The following is an 18,588-nucleotide window of genomic DNA, read 5'->3' on the forward strand; positions in this document are numbered from 1 at the left end:
CAGACCATGACCATCGACCCCTGCAACCTCCAACTCCTCTACCAGGGCAAGTCCCCCAACGCCACCGGCCCCTACGACCAACTCCCCTGGCGCCCCGCCCTCCTCACCCTCCAACACTGACCGAGACAAGACCGCACCACCGGCCAGGCCGGGCCGACACGGCCACCGGGACGCCCGCGCGAAGGCGCGGGTGCCCCGGCGGCCGCACTCCGACCCGAGCCCGACCGTCAGACGGCGGCTGGGTGTCGTCCATCCACGTCGTGTCGGAGCTGCCCGCGTAGCTCAAGGTCACTTTCGTGTGGACATGGGCGTACTGCAGGGCGGCTGCCACCAGTCCGCGTGGCTGGCGGACGATGAAGTACGGATGACTTCGTGTGGTCATTGAGTACCCCATTGTCAGCGCCGTGTTCGCGACGCTGACAGCAGGGCGTGTTGCATTCCGGCGGCGCCGATGTGATGCAGTTCGCTGTCGCCGGTGTACGAGGTGAGGTGCAGAGCTACGTGGGTGAATGGCTCTGTCGCTGATCTTGTGACGGAGGGGGTCTGACTCGGGGAACATGCGGATCCGAAGCCGGAACGTAGCTGCCCGTCACCGCCGCATCAATGGCCCGCCCGCCACCCCTGTCCCCCACCAGGAATCGGGCATAACCTGGTTACATCCGGTGCGCACCGGCTCCCACGCACAGCGAGCCGACGAGAAGAACGGACCCCGGGCCCGACGCCCGGCCGGGTTTCTGGTGCCGTTGGGCGACAGGCCATACGCCGCTCCTCACGCGGGCCATGCACCGGATTCTTCAGACAAGTGGCCAGTCCGTCGACACGAGCAACGGTGATCGATTCCACCGCTCACGGCACCGTGTTCCCCGAGCACGCCCCCGCGGCATCGCCGAAGGAAACAGCATGTCCATGAAACGCAGAACCGCCGCCGCAGCAGCGGTGGCCGTAGCCGTACTCGGCATGGGAGGCACCGCAGCCGCCAGCCTCACCAGCGCCACCCACACCACCGTCGCCGCCCCGGGCCCGCATCCGCTCCCGCCGGCCTCACCTCCCCACTACCCTGACCAAGCACCGCAACCAGGCCCGACACCCGGTCCCATAAACCGGGGCCACAACGGTCAGGGATAGCGGCCCACACAGAACGAGGCAACAGCCCTCGGCTCTAGAGAGAGGCTGGGCCCGCATCCACATTCCGGGCCGAGGGGTTGTGCGACGCTTCCCCTGCATGCAGCTGTGCGTGGGCGCCGGCTCGGTTCCCGTACGTGGCTGGGCACGCGATTCATCCGTACCTGCCTCTGCATCTCGGGTTCGCCGGCAACAGCGGCTGACGTGCTGCGTGGGGTGCCTGGCCGCTTGTGTCGGTGTCAACTGCAGGATCCGATGGTGGTGCCGCGGGCTGTTGGGAGTCGGATGACGCGGGGCCGCTTCGGATCGTCGTCGGAGGCTCTCGGCCGCGGGTAGCCGGTGGACAGGCGTCCTTCCTCGGGTAGATGGGGGCCGTAGAGCCACAACGTGCGGACTGCGGCGAGCATGTCGATCTTCCGGCCCTCTTTGCGTGAAAGGCCGAGGACATGTGCGCGATAGGCGTCCAGGTCCTCCGCAGAAAGAAGGTCTTGAAGGGGCGTTGGGGGGTGTTCGGGTAGCGGGCCCAGATCAGCACGAGTCCTTCGTCCTCGCGCGCCCCGCCAGGATGGAATTGAGCGGCAGGCCAGGTGGCTACCGTGCCGAGGTTCTCCTGCGTCAACGCGGTCAGTAGCAGGGAGAACGCGGTCGCCTCCGCCCGCGTCAGGCAAAGACGCTGGGCCAGGACACGAAAGCCGCCTGCGCGTACTACCGCGCGGGTGTGGCAGCCCGAAAGCGCTCGAGGCAGCTCCCCGGTGCGGTCGAAGATGTCGAGGAGCGAGCCGACCTCCGTCTGGTGCAGGCTCAGGCTCGGGTCGTCGGCACGCCAGCGGGCCGGCAACGCACAGTGCCCGTCCGGGACAAGCTATGACGGAGAAACCGACGGTCAGGGCCATCGCCGCGCATGAGGCGGGGTCGCGGCACGGTCAACCCCTTTCGCCCGCCTCTCCAGCTCCCCGACCCGCGCCGGTCTGGAGGCGGCGCCCAGCCCCGACGACCGGAACGCGGTGTCCCGGCCACCAGCCGCACCGTTCAAGTCGGTTGTGAAGAGAGTAAGTTCAACCGGACCTCTCCGCCGAAGCTCCGATGCCAGACTTGCCGACGCCTCGTCAGGGGTGCGCGGCACATTCGTCGCCGCTCCGGGACGGGGGACGGGCCGGAGCAGGCGTCCATGCTCGTGGGAGGGGAACAGTGGCACCTCAGGAATCCCTGCTCAAAATCTACGGAGACCGGTCGTACCGGCACGTGACGATGGCCCGGCATCAGGGCACGACCATCGCGTTCGCGATGGACGCGGCGCGCCGGATCGTCTACTCCGTGCTCGACCTGTCCGGCCAGCAGACCAAGGGGGAGATCGACTCCGCATACTGGAGCGAGGACCCCGCCGAACTCGCCTTCCCCCGTGAGCTGGCCGAGGTGGGGTACGCCGTCGTCGGGGCGACGGCGATGCCCACGGTCAAGCGCGGCGGGGCCGAGGCGGGCCCCGATGACCGGCCGACGGCCGGTGAGACCGACTCCTTCCTTTCCAGCACCGCCCGGCTGACGGCGGACGCGCCGTTCCACGTGGTCTCCGACGGCACCTACCTGGTGGTGCTGCGGCAGTCGATCGGCGCGACGCACACCGACGCGGTGCACAAGCTGACCGGCGGCGGCTGCTCGGGGGACGCCACCCGCGGCGACTACGTGCTCAGCGGGGCGAAGAAGGTGCCGCTGGTGCGCGACACCCTGCTGGTCGACCGGTTCCTGCTGGTGGACGGCAAGCTCAAGCCGGTCCTGGAGGTGCGCTTCAAGCGCAGCCGGCACGCCACCCGCCCCGAGTCGGCCAAGGACAGCCTGGGCACCGAGGACATGGAGGGCCGCCCGTTCCACGAGCCGACCCAGGAGCTGTCCTTCGTCCGGAACCTGACCCGCGGCCGGTTCGCCGCCGTGCTGGTGCCCACCGCGGTCAGCAACGTGCAGCGCTGGCAGCTGTTCGCCCACAACGACGCCACCGGGCGGGTCGACTGCTTCAACGTCGAGCAGGGCGCCCAGGGCCTGTTCAACACCCTCGGCACCCGCTTCTACACCAGCCCGGATCCGCTCTACCGGGACTCGGTGTTCGAACGCAGCCCGGGCACCTGTCCGTTCACCGGGCGCGAGCTGGTCCCGGTCACGGGCAGCGAGGGGCACGCGGAGACGGCGCTGCGGCTGACCGGTACCGACCCCTGCGTCGACCTGGGCGATCCGGCGGCGCTGCGCTTCGGCGGCAAGGCGTACTCGATCGAGGCCTGGGTGAAGCCGAGCTCGAACGACGGCCCGGTGCTCGGCCGGGGCGGCGAGTACCAGCTGAGCGTGGACACCACCGGCGCGGTGAAGCTCACCCACACCGGGGCGCCCGCCCCGCTCACCTCCACCGAGACCGTCCCCGCGGACACGTACACCCACATCGCCGCCACCTTCGACGGCACCACCGCGCAGCTGTACGTCAACGGCCGGCCCGCCGGCAGCGGGGCGCTGCCATTCACCCCGGCCACCGGCGGGAACACCCTGGTCGGCAAGGCCGACGCCGGCGACCACTTCGACGGGGACCTCGACGAGCTGCGGATCTGGAACCGGGTGCGCTCCCGAACCGAGCTCACCGAGAACATGAACCACCGGCTGATCGGCAACGAGCCGGGCCTGGCGGCCTACTATCGCTTCGACGAGGGCAGCGGCACCACCGCCTACGACCAGACGGACAACGCCCTGCACGGCACGCTCAGTGCCGACGCGCAGTGGACCGGCTCGGACGCCCCGGTCGGCGACCACCCCGGGGTGCGGCGCGACAGCTTCACCCTCAAGGGGCGCACGGTCGAGTCCGGCATGTCGGCCGTGCTCTACCACCAGCAGGAGAACGTCGTCGCCGGCTACCGCCCCGACCCGAAGCCCGCCAAACGGCAGGCCCGGGTGCTGCTGGCCTTCGCTTCCAAGGACGGCCAGGACCCGTACATGGCGACCCTTGACTTCGCCGTGGGCCGCGACGGCCGGCTGGCCCAGGCGCCGGACGTGCTGGACCCGGCGGTGCTGAAACGGCCGGTGAAGGGCCAGGACTCCGAGCAGATCAGCGTCCTGCAGCAGACGGTCAAGCGGCTGGAGCCCGAGATCGCCGACCTTCAGCTGAAGATCACCCAGCTGGCCGGCGCGGCCGCCAAGGCGACCGAGTACCAGGCGGAGTACGACCGCGAGCGGCCGCGGTTCGAGGACCTGGAGCGGCGCTACCTCGCCGAGAAGGACCAGGTGAGCGCCTACGACTTCAACCTGGGACTCAAGACCGAGCGGGTGGCGGCGAGCGGCTACCGGTGGCGCTGGCTGTTCGCCAGCAGCAACCGGGGGAACAACGGCATCGTGGTCTTCGTCGAGGACAAGCCGAGCGACCCGTCCACGAGGAAGCCGGTCTGGCGACTGGAGCCCGTCGGCCAGAGCCAGGACGGCCGGCCCTGCTACTGGGTGGTCAGCGACAACACGGCCAGGCAGGACCTGCACGTCGCCGGCGACTCCACTGCGGAGCTCGCCCAGCTCGACGCGGCCAACCGCGACCCGGCGAACCAGGCCGCGCAGTTCATGCTGATCACCGGCAGCAACGACGTCACCGCCACCCGCGAGGTCCGCCTCGTCAACCGCAAGAGCCGGCTGGCGATCGGCTCGCCCTCCACGGTCCAGTTCGCGCACGGGTACCAGTCGAACGAGTGCCTCACCGCGGACTCGGGCCTGTTCCTCCTGGTGAACCTCGGCCTGCGGTCGGGGCTGGACAAGCAGTACGGCCCCGCCAAGACGGCGATGGACGAGCTGCGCCGCAAGCTCGCGGAGGCGCTCACCGCCCAGCAGCGCACCGCCGAGCTGCAGCTCAGGTTCACCGCCCGGCAGGCCGACCTCCAGGCCGCTCAGAGCCAGTTGGCCGCGCTGTCGAGCGCCCTGCAGGGCGACGACGACCTGACCCTGGCCATGCCGCTGATCTCGGTGGACGCCACCGGCCTGAGCCTGTCCGGCAGCCTGCTCGAGTTCGCCCGGGGCACCGACCGACCGGCCCTGCTGGACAGCGGCACCGGCAACCTCGTGCTGTACTTCCGCGGGATCGACGAGCAGTTCTTCGCCGTGTACTACGACACCGCCGTCCTCCGCGGCACCCGGACGCTGGTCGGCGACGGCGGCACGCTCGCCTTCCTCGCCCGCGACCCGGCCCTCGCCCTGGACCCGTGCACGATCGAGATCAGCGACGGCGACGCGCCCGGCCGCTGCGACCTGACCGTCACCGTCGGCACCGACACCGAGACCTGGAAGTCCCTGCCGCGCAAGGCCGAGCTGATGGCTGCCGCGCTGGCCGGGAGCCCCGGCCGCCCGGTGCCACTGGGCACGGTCGCCCGGGTGGCGGGCAGCACGGTGGAGTTCACCGCCACCACCACCGTCGCCGTCCCGGCCCGCGCCCACCTGCTCATCGGCAGTACCAACCACGCCACGTCCGCCGACGCCCCGATCGGCGCCAAGAGCCTCACCCTCACCCCGGCGACCACCGCGATCAAGCCCGGCGACAAGGTCAGCCTCGTCGCCTACGACTGGGGGCGGGCGCAGTCAAGCCGGCCCGGCGTCCTGCTGTCCGCCGGGTCCCGGCTGATCGGACTGACCACCGGCGGGGTCGACTCCGTGCCCAACGGCACGGCCAAGGCCTCCGTCACCGGCCGCGGCTGCCGCTGGCGGGCCGAAATGCCCGGCCGCGCCTTCCTCTTCGACGGCAAGGAGCAGTACCTGACGCTGCCCGCCGCCCAGCACCAGGCCCTCACCCCCAGCGGTGACCTGAGCCTGGAGGCGTGGGTCAACCCCGAGGCCGGGCAGGGCCGGCTCGTCCACGGCAGGACTGACGGGGCGTCCTACTCGCTGGCGCTCGGTGCCGCCGGGCTCCCGGTGTGGCAGTTCCTCGGCAACTCCAAGGTCGAACTGACCGGCTCGCTCGACCTGTCGAACCGCGACTTCACCATCGAACTGTGGGCCAAGCGGGACAACGCCCGCAGCGTCCGGGAGCCACTGCTGACCCACGGCCTCCAGGAGGGCGGCCAGCAGGACCGGACGCTGCACCTGCACTTCGAGCCGGACAACACCTTCGGTTTCGCTCTGTTCGGCGACGACCTGACCACCACTCAGGCCTACTCCGACCTGGAGTGGCACCACTGGGCCGCGGTGTACAAAAACGCCACCCGGGAGCAGATCCTGTACCGGGACGGCGTCGAGGTCGCCCGGCGCACCGCCACCGGAGCCTATGCCGGCAACGGCCCGCTGGTCCTGGGCCACCAGCAGTTCACCGGATCCCACCTCTACGGCCAGATCGACGAGGTCCGCGTCTTCGGGCGGGTCCGCACCCCGGAGGAGATCACCGCCCAGCGCTACCAGCGGCTGTCCGGCCTGGAGCCCGGCCTGCTGGGCCACTGGAACTTCGAGGGCTCCAACGACACGGCCTCCCCGATCAAGGGTTACCAGGTGGTCGCGCGGGTCGGCGGCCAGGTGGTGCGTTCGGCCGAGCGCTTCCCGTGCAACGAGTGGGGGCACGTCGCCGCGACCTTCGCCCAGTCCTGGGCGGTGCGCCTGGACGGCGGCGAGGGCCTGTCGGTGGCCTCGCAGGACTCGCTGAACATCCTGGAGGACCTCACCATCGAGGCGTTCGTCCAGGTAGAACAGCTGGGCAAGCCCGTGGTCCTGGTCGCCAAGGGAGCGGCGATCGACGGCGGCCGTGACGGCGTCCCGTACCAGCTGGGCATCCGGGCCGACGGCCGGGTGGAGTTCGCCTTCGCCGACGCCGACGGCAAGGCCAGCCGGTACACCACCGGCCAGGCCGTCAAGCCCGGCACCTTCCACCGGCTCACCGTGGTGCGCGAGCGCCTCAGCCCGGAGGTCCGCACCACCGCGACGCTGACCGAGAGCAGCCCGCCGGTGCAGCAGATCCGCCTCTACTTCGACGGCGTGTCGGCCGGCACCACTCTGTACAGCGGCCCCGGTCCGCAGTCCAACACCAGCCCGCTGGAGATGGGCCGGGGACTGCGCGGCGTCCTGTGCGAGGTGCGGCTGTGGAACACCGCGCGCGCCGCCCCCCAGCTCGGACTGCCGGTCGGGCCGCGCGACAAGGGCCTGCTGGCCTGCTGGCCCTTCAACGAGAACACCGGCAACGTCACCCACGACGTCGGCGGCTCCTTCCCGGCGAAGCTACGCGGCGCCCGCTGGACCCGCGACCCCGACCCCAGGGCCAGCGCCCTGCGGCTCTACCGCAACGGCGAGCCGCTGTCCGAGGGCCCGGTGACCGCCCGGGACAGCGACGCCTGGGGCGACGCCCAACTCACTCTGGGCGGGCGCCTGGTGGGCGGCAAGCCGACGGAGCTGCTGACCGGCACCCTGGAGGAGGTGCGGATCTGGCGCACCGTCCGCACCCGGGAGCAGATCTCCGACAACCTGTTCACCCGCCTGCGCGGCGACAAGCAGGACCTGCTCGGCTACTGGCCGTTCGACCGGGACTCCACCGCCGCCGGCGCCGCCTCGGTGCGCGACGAAGGCCTGCGCGGCAACAACCTGGACTTCTCCCCGAAGCGGCCGCGCATCCTGCTCTCCACCGCGCCCATCTCCGCCGACACGGCCCAGGTCCGCTCGGCCCTCGCCGACGTGCGCACCCCCTTCCACAGCACTGTCGCCGGCGCCCCCGGCGCCACCGAGTACGCCGACCTCCAGTACGACGCCCGGGGCCAGGCGCTCGGCGTGCTCAAGCGCTGCTACGGCTTCGTCCGCGACGGCCGCTGGCACCTGATCGCCGGCTACAAGGTGGGCGACCTGGTCACCGAGTGGGTCGGCCAGGCCCAGTTCGACCCGCAGCTCATGGGCTACATCGAGGGCGCCCCGCCGGTGCCCTCGGAGAACCTCACCGACAAGGCCGACGGCTACGCCGCCGCCTCCTCGGTGGAGTTCGGCGAGGCCGAGCAGGTGGTGCAGAGCCTGTCCTCCAGCCGGACCCGGAGCGTCAACACCGCCTTCAACTTCTCCTTCGGCGGCGAGACCGACGCCGGCACCATGACTGTCACCGCGCCACTCGGCGTCGGCACCGCGACCCCCGCGGCCAACTTCCAGCTGAAGCTCGCCGCGACGGGCAGCCTCGAGTACTCCAACACCTGGAGCGAGGACACCAAGATCAGCCAGGGCAGGAACACCGCCCGAAAGACGAAGCTCGCGCTGAGCGGCTACGTCGAGGACCCCGCCAAGGTGCTCAACTCCGCCGTCGGCCGCCGCTACGTGCCCACCAACACGGGCATGGCGCTGGTCCAGTCGCAGACCGCCGACGTCTTCGCGCTGCGCCTGGCGCACACCGGCGCCCTGGTCGCGTACCGGATGATGCCCAACCCCGACATCCCGCCGGACTGGAACGTCATCCATTTCCCGATCAACCCCCGCTACACCAAGCAGGGCACCCTGGACGGCACGGTCGGCTTCAACGACAACGGCAAGGTCCTCGACCCCGACTACCCGACGGCCAAGGACTACGGCGAGTACAGCTACTTCAAGCCGCGGGACGCCTACGCGCTCAAGCGCCGCATCACCCGCGACCAGCAGCGACTGCAGGCCTACTACGAGTCGATCTCCACCGAGGTCGGCCACGACACCAGCAACGACCAGGCCAAGGAACAGGCCAGGACGGCCCTGCGCTCGATGGGCGTATCCGTCGGCCCGGACGGCCGCCGCAGCACCGCCGGCAGCAAGACCGCCACCGGTTTCTCGCACCGGGACCTGGTCAACACCTACGTGTGGACGGCCCAGGGCGGCTTCTTCGCCGAGACCACCGAGGCCACCGACGCCGTCAGCGAGACCACCTCCGGCTCCTACACCCACAGCAGCAAGGTCGGCGGCTCCTTCGACTTCAGCTTCGGCGTCCTCGGCATCGGCTTCACCGCCCACCTGGACGCCTCCAGGGGCGGCGGCTTCAGCGTCACCCGGGCCAAGAGCAGGGACACCTCCCGCAGCTTCGGCCTCGACGTCCAGTGCGCGCCATCCGGGGACCTCCAGCGCCGGGACAAGGACGGCAAGCCCGTCTACGACGCGGCCGGCAAGCCCGTCCTGGTGCCGGGCAAGGTGGACGCCTACCGCTTCCTCAGCTTCTACCTCGGCGAGAACAGCGCCAACTTCGACGACTTCTACCACAAGGTCGTCGACCCGGTCTGGCTGTCGAACAGCGACGCCCCCGACGCCGCGGCCCTGCGGCAGACCCGCCAGAACTCCGCCAAGCCCCCGTGCTGGCGCGTCCTGCACCGGGTCACCTACGTCAGCCGGGTGCTCGCGCCCGTCCCGCCGCCCACCGCGCCGCCGCTGGAGAAGGCGATGCGCGCCGAGAACATCGACAGCAACTACGAGCTGATCAAGCGCCTCGAACCCTACGTCCGCCCCGCCGCCACCAGCAGCGCCGGCCTGGCCGCCGCCACCCGCGACGCGCTCGCCACCCAGCTGCCCGAACTCGTCCCCCACGCCCCCGAGATCATCGACTACCTCACCCGCTACTTCGGAATAGAGAACTGACACCCGCCCGGCCCTCCGGCAACACCGGAGGGCCGGGCACCCTCCCTGACGCAGGGCGAGGTGACCGACCGGAGTCGGCCCCCTCGGATCGGTGGCCGAGGTGGCCGGCCGACCGGGTCCGACACGACGGGCTACCGCCACCGCGACGAAGTCGAGCGGACCGGCAAGCGGGCCAAGGACGTCCAAGCCGTCGCCACGCGCCGCGACAAGAGGACGTACGTCTTCCATGGGACGGTCACCGTGGCCCCGATCCGCCTGCGGCTCCGCCCGGCGTGAAACGCCCCGCTCAGAGGTCGGTCACACCGGATAGTGGCGACGAACTTCGCTGAGTACGCGCTCGTCGACAGCCTTACGCCTCACCACGAGCACGCGTGCACGTCCGGTCAGGGGTCGGCCTTCTCAGAGGTAGGCCTTCTGGAAGTCGGCCTGCGCGAACGCCTCACCACGGCCGGCTCCGGACGCCGCGGCGCCCGGCGGGACGCCGCGGTCCGCGAAGCTCCGCAGGTCCCGCGCGGCGGGGACGGGCGCGCCCGTCGCCGCCGGTGGCCGTGAGCGAGGTGCGCACCCCGTACACGATCGCCTGCAGTTGTCGGCCGCTAACCGAGCAGCACATGGCCGTCGCCCGGCCGGTGGGAGAGCGAGCGGCGCAGGTCGCGTGCCGCGAACGAGCGCTGCAGCCAGCGGTCCCGCCCGTCGTAGCGCGGGGTGAACTCGGTCCGGCCGTGCGCGGTCACCGAGTTGTCGACGATGGCCAGGTCGCCGGGGACGAGGTGGTGGGTGAGCGCGTGGCGGCCGAACAGGGACTGCAACGCGCGCAGGGCGGCTGCGGCCCGTTCGGTCAGCGGCTCGGTCGCCGCGAAGTCGACCACCATGTCCGGGTCGTCCGGCGCGCCGCTGAGCACCGCGTGCGGCTGCGGCTGTGTCGTCCCCGCCCCGAAGGACGGTGGCGGGCTGGTGACGAACTCGGGTCTGAACAGCACCGCGCGGTGGTCCTCACCGAGCAGCCGGTGGACCTGGCGGATGCACACGGTCCGGAGCCCGGCCACCCGTTCGTGGTCGGCCCGCAGGCACAGCAGCAGCACGTAGTCCGGCCGGTACGGGTGGAAGGCGTTCTCGGTGTGGAAGTCCAGCAGCACCGAGCCCTCATTGCCCTGGAACTCCTCGTTGCCCGGCACCGGCACGACGTCCTGCACCATCGCGCCGGACTTCTCCGGGCGGAACGCGATGGGGTCGCCCAGCGCACTGGTGACGAGCATCAGCGCGCCGGCCGGGATGGTCGCCTCCCGCTGGACGGAGCCGCTGACCATCGGCGTGTCGGGCAGCAGCTCCTGGTCCACCGGCAGGCCGCGGACGAGCAGCGCCCCGGTGGGTCCGGAGTCGCGCCGGAAGGCCGAGAGGGACCTGCGCAGCGCCAACGGCAGTTCGTGCCACCGTCGACCGGCCTCGCGCAGCCACCGGACGTCGTCGACGCGCCCGTCGGCCACCGGCAGCAGAGCCGCGGCGACCGCCTCCAGGGCCGGTGCGACGCCCGGGTCCAGCGCCACCACGCCCAGCTGCGAGTCGGCCGTGAGTATGGTCGGCATCACTTCACATCCCTCTTGCTCGCCGTGGTGTCGCTCTCGAACAGGCTGGTCAGCAGCTCGGCCACGTCCGCGACGTGGGGCGCGCGCAGGACACCGAGGTGGTTGCCGCTCACCCGGTGGACCTCGATCCCCTCGGTGGCCAGTTCGGCCCACCGTGCGGTGAAGTCCGTGAAGCTCACCCCGACCGCGACCTCGTGCTCGCCGGCGGCCAGTTCGTCGCCGGCCAGCAGGTGCAGCCGGGCGGGGACGGGCGTGTGGCGGTAGTCGAGCCGGGTCTGCAGCAGTTCCCGCCAGACCCGGACCCGGGAGGGCCAGAACTGGTCCCCGGGCACCGGCGGGTCCACCTCACCCTCGTCGATGATCTTGGTGAGGACGGTCACCGCCTCCTGCTGGAGTTCGCCGATCCGCTCCCCGCTCGCCTCGGCGAGCTCGGCGAGCACCGCCTCGGCGTACTGGAACCTGCGCACGAAGTCGTGCATGTTCTCCCGCTCGTAGGTGTCCAGAGCGGGATCGAGCAGCATGAAGGTGACGTCCTCGCCGGCTGCCCGCAGCCGCCTGACCATCTCACTGGTGATCTGGCTTCCCCCGCACCAGCCGAGCAGCCGGTACGGCCCGGTCGGGGCGATCCGCCGCAGTTCGGCCAGGTTGAGCTCGGCGATCTGCTCGACGCTCTCCGGGGCGGGGCACGGCCGGGTCAGCCCGGGCCACTCGAACGCGGCCACCGGCTGGTCGGCCGGGAGGTGCTCGGCGAGTTCGGCGAACCAGTGCGCACTGCCCGGGTGGATGCAGAACAACGGCGGCTTGGTGCCTGCCCGGCGCAGCCACACGATCGAGTCCGCGGCCTGCGAGCCGGACGGGGTGTCGGCCCTCGCGTCCGTCACCGCGACGGCCAGTTCGGCCACCGTCCGGTGCCGGTAGAAGTCCTGGAAGGACAGCCGGTAGCCGTGCTCGGCACGGAGTTTGACGATCACCCGCATCACGGTCATGGAGTGGCCGCCGAGTTCGGCGAAGCTGTCGTCGATACCGACCTCGGCCACTCCCAGGGCCTCGGCCCAGGCCCTGGCCAGGATGTTCTCCACAGCCGTGCGCGGCGCCCGGTAGGGCCTGGTGGTCGTGGCCTCGTCGATCCGCGGCAGCGCGGCCAGGTCCACCTTGCCGCTCGGGGTCATCGGCAGGTTGTCGAGCACCAGGTACCTGGACGGCACCAGGTGGGCCGGCAGGATCCGGGCCAGCCGGTCGCGCAGCGCGACCGGGTCGAGCTCGGTCCCGTCGGCCGGCACCAGATAGGCGGCCAGCTCCCGCTCGTGGCTCGGCGTCGTGTGCACGCGCACGGCCACCTCGCGCAGGTCGGCCTCCCGGCGCAGCGCGGCCTCGACCTCGCCCGGCTCGATGCGGAAGCCGCGGATCTTCACCTGGTGGTCGACGCGGCCGGCGAACTCCAGCACTCCGTCGGCACGGTAGCGGGCCAGGTCCCCGGTGCGGTAGAGCCGCCCGCCGGGCACCTCGGCGTAGGGATCGGGCACGAAGCGCTCGGCGGTCAGGCCCGGCCGCTCCACGTAGCCGCGGGCCAGTTGCGCGCCACCGATGTACAACTCGCCCACCACGCCCACCGGTACCAGCTCCATCGTCCGGTCGAGCACCCGCATCGTGGTGTTGGAGAACGGCCGGCCGATCGGCAGCACGCCCGCTTCGAGGTCGGCCGCGGTGCCTTCGAGGTGGGAGCAGCCGACCGTGGTCTCGGTCGGACCGTACTCGTTGTCCACCACGGTGTCCGGCGCGAACTCGGCCCAGCGGGAGACCTTCTCCCGGGTCAGCTCCTCGCCGCCGGCGATCAGCCGGCCCGCCGCGGTGCGCAGGCCCTGGGGTGACAGCGACTGGTTGAGCAGGGCGAGGTGGGAGGGGGTCAGCTTGAGGATGCCGAACCCGCCCTGCTCCAGCGCCGCGACCAGGGCGTCGATCCCGGGCGTGCCGTCGTCCTCGACGAGCGTGACCGGTTGGCCGGACAGCAGGGCGGGGAACAGGGAGGTGACCGGCAGGTCGAAGGCCATCGAGGAGTACAGCGGTGCGCCCGTGCCGCCCAGCGGGGTGTAGCCGCCCAGGCACCAGCAGACGTAGTTGACCACGTTGCGGTGCTCGATCATCACGCCCTTCGGCGTGCCGGTCGAGCCCGAGGTGTAGATGACGTAGGCGAGCGTGTCCGGTGTGGCGGTCCGCTCGAGGTTCTCCGGCGACTGGTCGGCGACCGCCGTGTCGGCGTCGACCAGGTACCGCTCGGCCGGGCAGTCGGCGAGCAGGCCGGTCAGCTCGCTCTGGGTGACGACCACCCGGGCGTCGGTGTCGGCGACCAGGGTGGCCTGCCGCTGCGCCGGGTGGGCCGGATCGAGCGGGAGGTAGGCGGCGCCGGCCTTGAGCACGGCGAGCAGCGCGACCACCAGCTCCGGTCCCCGCCGCAGCAGCACGCCGACCCGGGACTCCTGGCCGATGCCGAGCGAACGCAGGCGCCTGGCCAGGCGGTTGGCCCTGGCGTTGAGTTCGGCGTAGCCGACGGTCGTGCCGTCGGCGCACCGCAGCGCGGTCGCCTGCGGGGTGCGGGAGACCTGCTGCTCGAACAGCTCGTGCAGGCACAGCTCGGGGTAGGCGGTGTCGGGGCCGGCGGCGAAGGAGAGCAGCAGGGACCTCTCGCGCTCGTCCACGGCACTGTGGCGGGAGTCGCCGGCCGGGTCGGCGGCCATGCTCTCCAGGACCGTGCGGTACAGCCCGGCCAGCCGTTGCCCGTTGGCGCGGCTGATCCGCTCGGGCCGACCGGAGACGTACAGCACGCCGGGGAAGGTCCACACGTCCAGCCCGAACTCGTTCGGGCTGACGTCCACGACCTTCGCGGACTCGATCGGCCGGGTGTCCAGGACGTGGAAGTCCAGGTAGGTGAAGGCGATGTCGACCAGCGGCGTGCCGCCGCCCCACTCGCGCTGCATCTCCGGCAGCGGGAACCGGCGGTGCGGCCAGGCCGCCACCTCGGCGGCGAAGACCTGGCCGACCAGCTCGGTCCAGTTCGACCCGGTCAGCTCGACCCCCAGCGGCAGGGTGTTCAGGTGCATGCCGCGGACCAGGTCGCCGCCGTCGGTCTCCAGCCGCCCGTTGCAGACCAGGCCGGTGTGGAAGCGGTCGCTGCCGCTGAGCACGCTGAGCACCTTCAGGTGCGCGGCGAACAGCACGCTCTTGAGCGGGGCCCCGGCGGCGGCCGCCAGCCGGCGCAGGCCGGGCTCCAGATCCTCGAACAGCACCGTTGTCTGGTACGGCGCCTCCCCGGCGTCCGGGGCGGCGGCCCAGGCGACCGGCAGCTCGACCCGGTCGAATCGGGAGACCTGGTCGCGCCAGAACGCGCGGTCCTCGGCGGACTCCAGCGAGCGCTTCTCCAGGGCGATGTGGTCGGCGAAGCGCACGGTGTGCGTTCCGGGAGCGGCCGCCTCGCGGCCGGCCCGCAGCGCCCGGTAGTCCGTCATCAGCTCATCGAGCAGCGAGTGGTGGCTCCAGCCGTCGAGGATGGCGTGGCACTCGATGAAGGAGAAGGTCCAGCGGTCCTCGGCCGTCTGGTGCACGTGGAAGCTGAGCATCGGCGCCCGGCCGAGGTCGAAGGGGCTGCGCCGGGTGTCCGCGGTGAACCGCCGCAGCGTCTGCTCGGCCTCCTCGGCGCCGAGCGTGCGGAGGTCGTCGTAGCCGACCTCGATGGTGCCCTCGGCGTGCACCAGCTGCAGCGGCTCGGAAAAGCCGGTGAGATCGAAGCTGGTGCGCAGGATCTCGTGCCGGCCGGCCAGCAGCCGCGCCGCCTCGCGCATCGCGGGCAGCGAGAACGGCGCGTCGTCGAGGAACGGGAACAGCGTGATGTTGTGGTACGGGCTGTCGTCCTGGTCCGAGACCATCTGGTAGGCCATGGCCGCCTGCACCATGGACATCGGGTAGGCGTCCGCCAGGCCGGCCGGCAGCTTCGCCCGGTCCTGCGGCCTCAGCAGGGCGAACGGCTCGACCCGCTGCTCCTCCACGCCGGCGGCGTCCGCTGCCGTCGCCTGCGCGCTCGCCGACTGCGCGAACCGGGCGAGGGCGGCGACGCTCTGGTACACCAGCAGGTTCTGCACGGTCAGTTCGACCCCTCGCCGGCGCAGCGCTCCGACCACGCGGATGGCGCGGATCGAGTCGCCGCCCAAGGCAAAGAAGTTGTCCTGCGCGCCGACCCGTTCGAGCCCGAGCACCTCGGCCCAGGTCTCCGCGACGGTCCGCTCGACCGGGGTCCGGGGCGCGACGTACTCCTCGTCGGCCTGGGCCCGGTGCGCGTCCGGATCGGGCAGCGCCCGGCGGTCGGTCTTTCCATTGGCCGTCACCGGCAGCGTGTCCAGCGGGACGAAGACCGCGGGGACCATGTAGGCCGGCAGGACCCGGCCGAGGTCCTCGCGCAGCCGGGCCACGTCGATCCGGCGGCCGGCCCCGGCCGTCAGGTAGGCGACCAGCCGCGCCTCGCGTTCGCCGCTGCGCCGGTGAGCGAGCACCACGCTCTTGTCGACGTCCGGGAGCCGGCCGAGGGCCGCCTCGATCTCGCCCGGCTCGATCCGGTGCCCGCGGATCTTGACCTGGTCGTCGGCCCGGCCGAGGAACTCGAGGTCGCCGCCCGGCCCGAAGCGCGCCACGTCGCCGGTGCGGTACATGCGCGCCCCCGGCTGCGTCGTGTACGGGTCCGGGCCGAATCGCTCCGCGGTCAGCGCCGGGCGGCCGAGGTAGCCGCGGGCCAGCCCGGGGCCGGAGACGAAGACCTGGCCGGGCATGCCGGCCGGCACCAGGTTGAGGTCGTCGTCCAGCAGGTAGACGCGCAGATCGCGCAGCGGCCGGCCGATCGGGCTCGGGCGCGTCCCGGCCGCCTCGGCCGCGTGCAGCGGGCGGTACGTCACGTGCACGGTGGTCTCGGTGATCCCGTACATGTTCACCAGGACCGGGCCGCTGTCGCCGAACCGGGCGAACCACGGCTCCAGCTCGGCCACGTCGAGGGCCTCGCCGCCGAAGACCACGGTCCGCAGCGCCAGGGCGTCCGGCCGCAGCCCGGCCTCGGCCACCGCCTCGCCCAGCACCCGGAAGGCCGAGGGCGTCTGGTTGAGGACGGTGACGCGTTCGGCGACCAGCAGCTCGAGGAAGTCCTGCGGGGAGCGGGAGACGGCGAACGGCACCACGACGGCCCGGCCGCCGTGCAGCAACGCCCCCCACAGCTCCCAGACCGAGAAGTCGAACGCGTAGGAGTGGAAGAGCGTCCACACGTCGGTGGGGCCGAAGCCGAAGTCGGCCTCGCAGGACCGTAGCAGCCGCAGCACGTTGGCGTGGGTCACCGGCACGCCCTTCGGCCTGCCGGTGGAGCCCGAGGTGTAGATGACGTAGGCCACGTTGTCCGCACCCGCACCCGCGGCGGGGGCGGGGGCGGTGTCCGGCCAGTCGCCCGCCGGGGCGTCGGGCGACACCGTGGCGACCGCGTCGCCGGCCGGCTCCCGGCTGACCACGACGGACACCTCGGAGTCGGCCAGGATGTAGGCCAGTCGCTCGGCCGGCTGTCCCGGGTCGAGCGGCAGGTAGCCGGCCCCGGACTTGAGCACGCCGAGCAGAGCCACCACCAGGTCGAGGCCGCGCTCCAGGCGGACGCCGACCAGCTGGTCCGTCCGCACGCCCAGCGAGCGCAGCCGGTGGGCCAGCCGGTTGCTCCTGGCGTCGAGCTCGGCGTAGGTCAGGTCGGCGCCGTCGCAGCTCACCGCGACCGCGTCGGGGGTGCGCTCGGCCCAGCTCCGGAACACCTCGGGGATGCTCTGCCGGACCGGCTCGGTGGAGCCGGTCCCGGCCCAGTCGGTGAGCAACTGCTCGCGCTCGGGAGCGGTCAGCAGCTCCAAGCGGCTCACCGCGTGCTCCGGCGCGGCCACGGCGCCCTCCAGCAGCCGCAGGTAGTGGCCGGCCATCCGCTGGATCGTCGCCGGGTCGAACAGCGCGGTGGCGTACTCCAGATGGCCCGCCATCGAGCCGTCCGGCCGCCGGACCAGGCCGAGACTGAGGTCGAACTTCGCGGTTTCCCAGTCGACCGGCCGCTGCTCGCCGCCCAGACCGGTGGGCGACCCGGCCGGCTCGGCGTCGACCAGTTGGAAGGTCACCTGCACCAGCGGGGTGCGGGAGGCGTCCCGTTCCGGCGCGAACTCCTGGACCAGCAGCTCGAACGGGGTGTCCTGGTGCTCGAAGCCGCTCAGCACGTCCTCGCGCACCCGGGCGAGCAGCTCCACGAAGGACGGGTCGCCGGACAGATCGGTGCGCTGGACCACCGTGTTGACGAACAGGCCGATCAACTCGTGCGTGTCGGGGTGGTTGCGCCCGGCCACCGGGGTGCCGACCGCCACGTCGCTCTGCCGGCAGTACCGGCCGAGCAGCAGCTGGAAGGCGGCCAGTGTGACCATGTACGGCGTCGCGCCGTGCTCCCGGCCCAGCCGGACCAGGGCCTCGGCGAGCGTCTTCGGCAGCTCGAAGGAGACCTCGGCGCCGGCGGCGTCGCGCACCGGCCCGCGCGGCCGGTCGGTCGGCAGGCGGAGCGGCTCCAGGCCGGACAACTTCGAGCGCCAGTAGCCGAGTTGCTCGGCGAGTCGGGGGCCGGAGAGCCGTTCGCGCTGCCAGGCGGCGAAGTCCGCGTACTGCACCCGCAGCGGGGGCAGCGGGGAGGGCAGACCGGCCGCGAAAGCCGAGTACAGCCGGTCCAGTTCGGACAGCAGGACCGACTCCGACCAACCGTCGGAGGCGATGTGGTGCAGGGTCAGCAGCAGAGCGCACTCGTCGTCGGCCAGGCGGACCAGCAGCGCCCGGATCGGCTGCTCGCCGGCCAGGTCGAACGGCCGCTCGCCGGCCTCGGCCACCAGCTCGGCGAACCGCTGCTCGGCGGCGTCCCGGTCGCTGCCGGACAGGTCGACCCGGGTGTAGGCGACGGCGCCGGGCGCGTCGATCACCTGCAGCGGCTCGTCGTCCACCGTCACGTACCGGGTGCGCAGCACCTCGTGCCTGGCGGCGATCTCGTCCAGCGCACGCCGCAGTGCCGCCTCGTCCAGTGGGCCGGGCAGTCTGAGCTGCAACGCCATCAGATATTCGGTGCCGCCCGGCTGGATCTGGTCGAGCACCCACAGGCGGCGCTGCGCGAACGACGGCGGCAACTCGCCGTCTCGGCACACCGTGGCGATCTCGTCGCTGTGCTTCGCCTTCGTCAGGCCGCGCAGGCGCCGCTGCAGCAACTCAGCGCGGGCAGTGGAGCTCGTGCTCATCTGGGCCTTCCTGTGTTTGCGGT

Annotated in this window: 3 protein-coding genes and 1 pseudogene; 2 read left to right on the forward strand and 2 right to left on the reverse strand. The window is 72.0% G+C overall.

The window, feature by feature from the left end; genetic code table 11:
- Positions 1–2,310: 2,310 nt before the first annotated feature.
- Positions 2,311–9,669 (forward strand): LamG-like jellyroll fold domain-containing protein, encoded by a 7,359-nt coding sequence (locus tag ACZ3YO_RS21305; protein ID WP_465571443.1) that lies wholly within the window; start codon positions 2,311–2,313, stop codon positions 9,667–9,669.
- A 90-nt stretch (positions 9,670–9,759) separates the two neighbouring features.
- A pseudogene (locus tag ACZ3YO_RS21310) lies at positions 9,760–9,945 on the forward strand (IS5/IS1182 family transposase); the annotation flags it as partial.
- Positions 9,946–10,265: 320 nt separating this feature from the next.
- Here ACZ3YO_RS21310 and ACZ3YO_RS21315 read toward each other — a convergent pair.
- On the reverse strand, positions 10,266–11,252 hold the full coding sequence (locus ACZ3YO_RS21315) for a TauD/TfdA family dioxygenase (RefSeq protein ID WP_465547597.1): 987 nt from the start codon (positions 11,250–11,252) through the stop codon (positions 10,266–10,268).
- Positions 11,252–18,565 (reverse strand): amino acid adenylation domain-containing protein, encoded by a 7,314-nt coding sequence (locus ACZ3YO_RS21320; RefSeq protein WP_465571447.1) that lies wholly within the window; start codon positions 18,563–18,565, stop codon positions 11,252–11,254. Before ACZ3YO_RS21320 ends, ACZ3YO_RS21315 begins: the two co-directional genes overlap by 1 nt.
- Between the last annotated feature and the right edge of the window lie 23 nt (positions 18,566–18,588).

The sequence above is a fragment of the Kitasatospora sp. NPDC022785 genome (genome assembly GCF_055561295.1).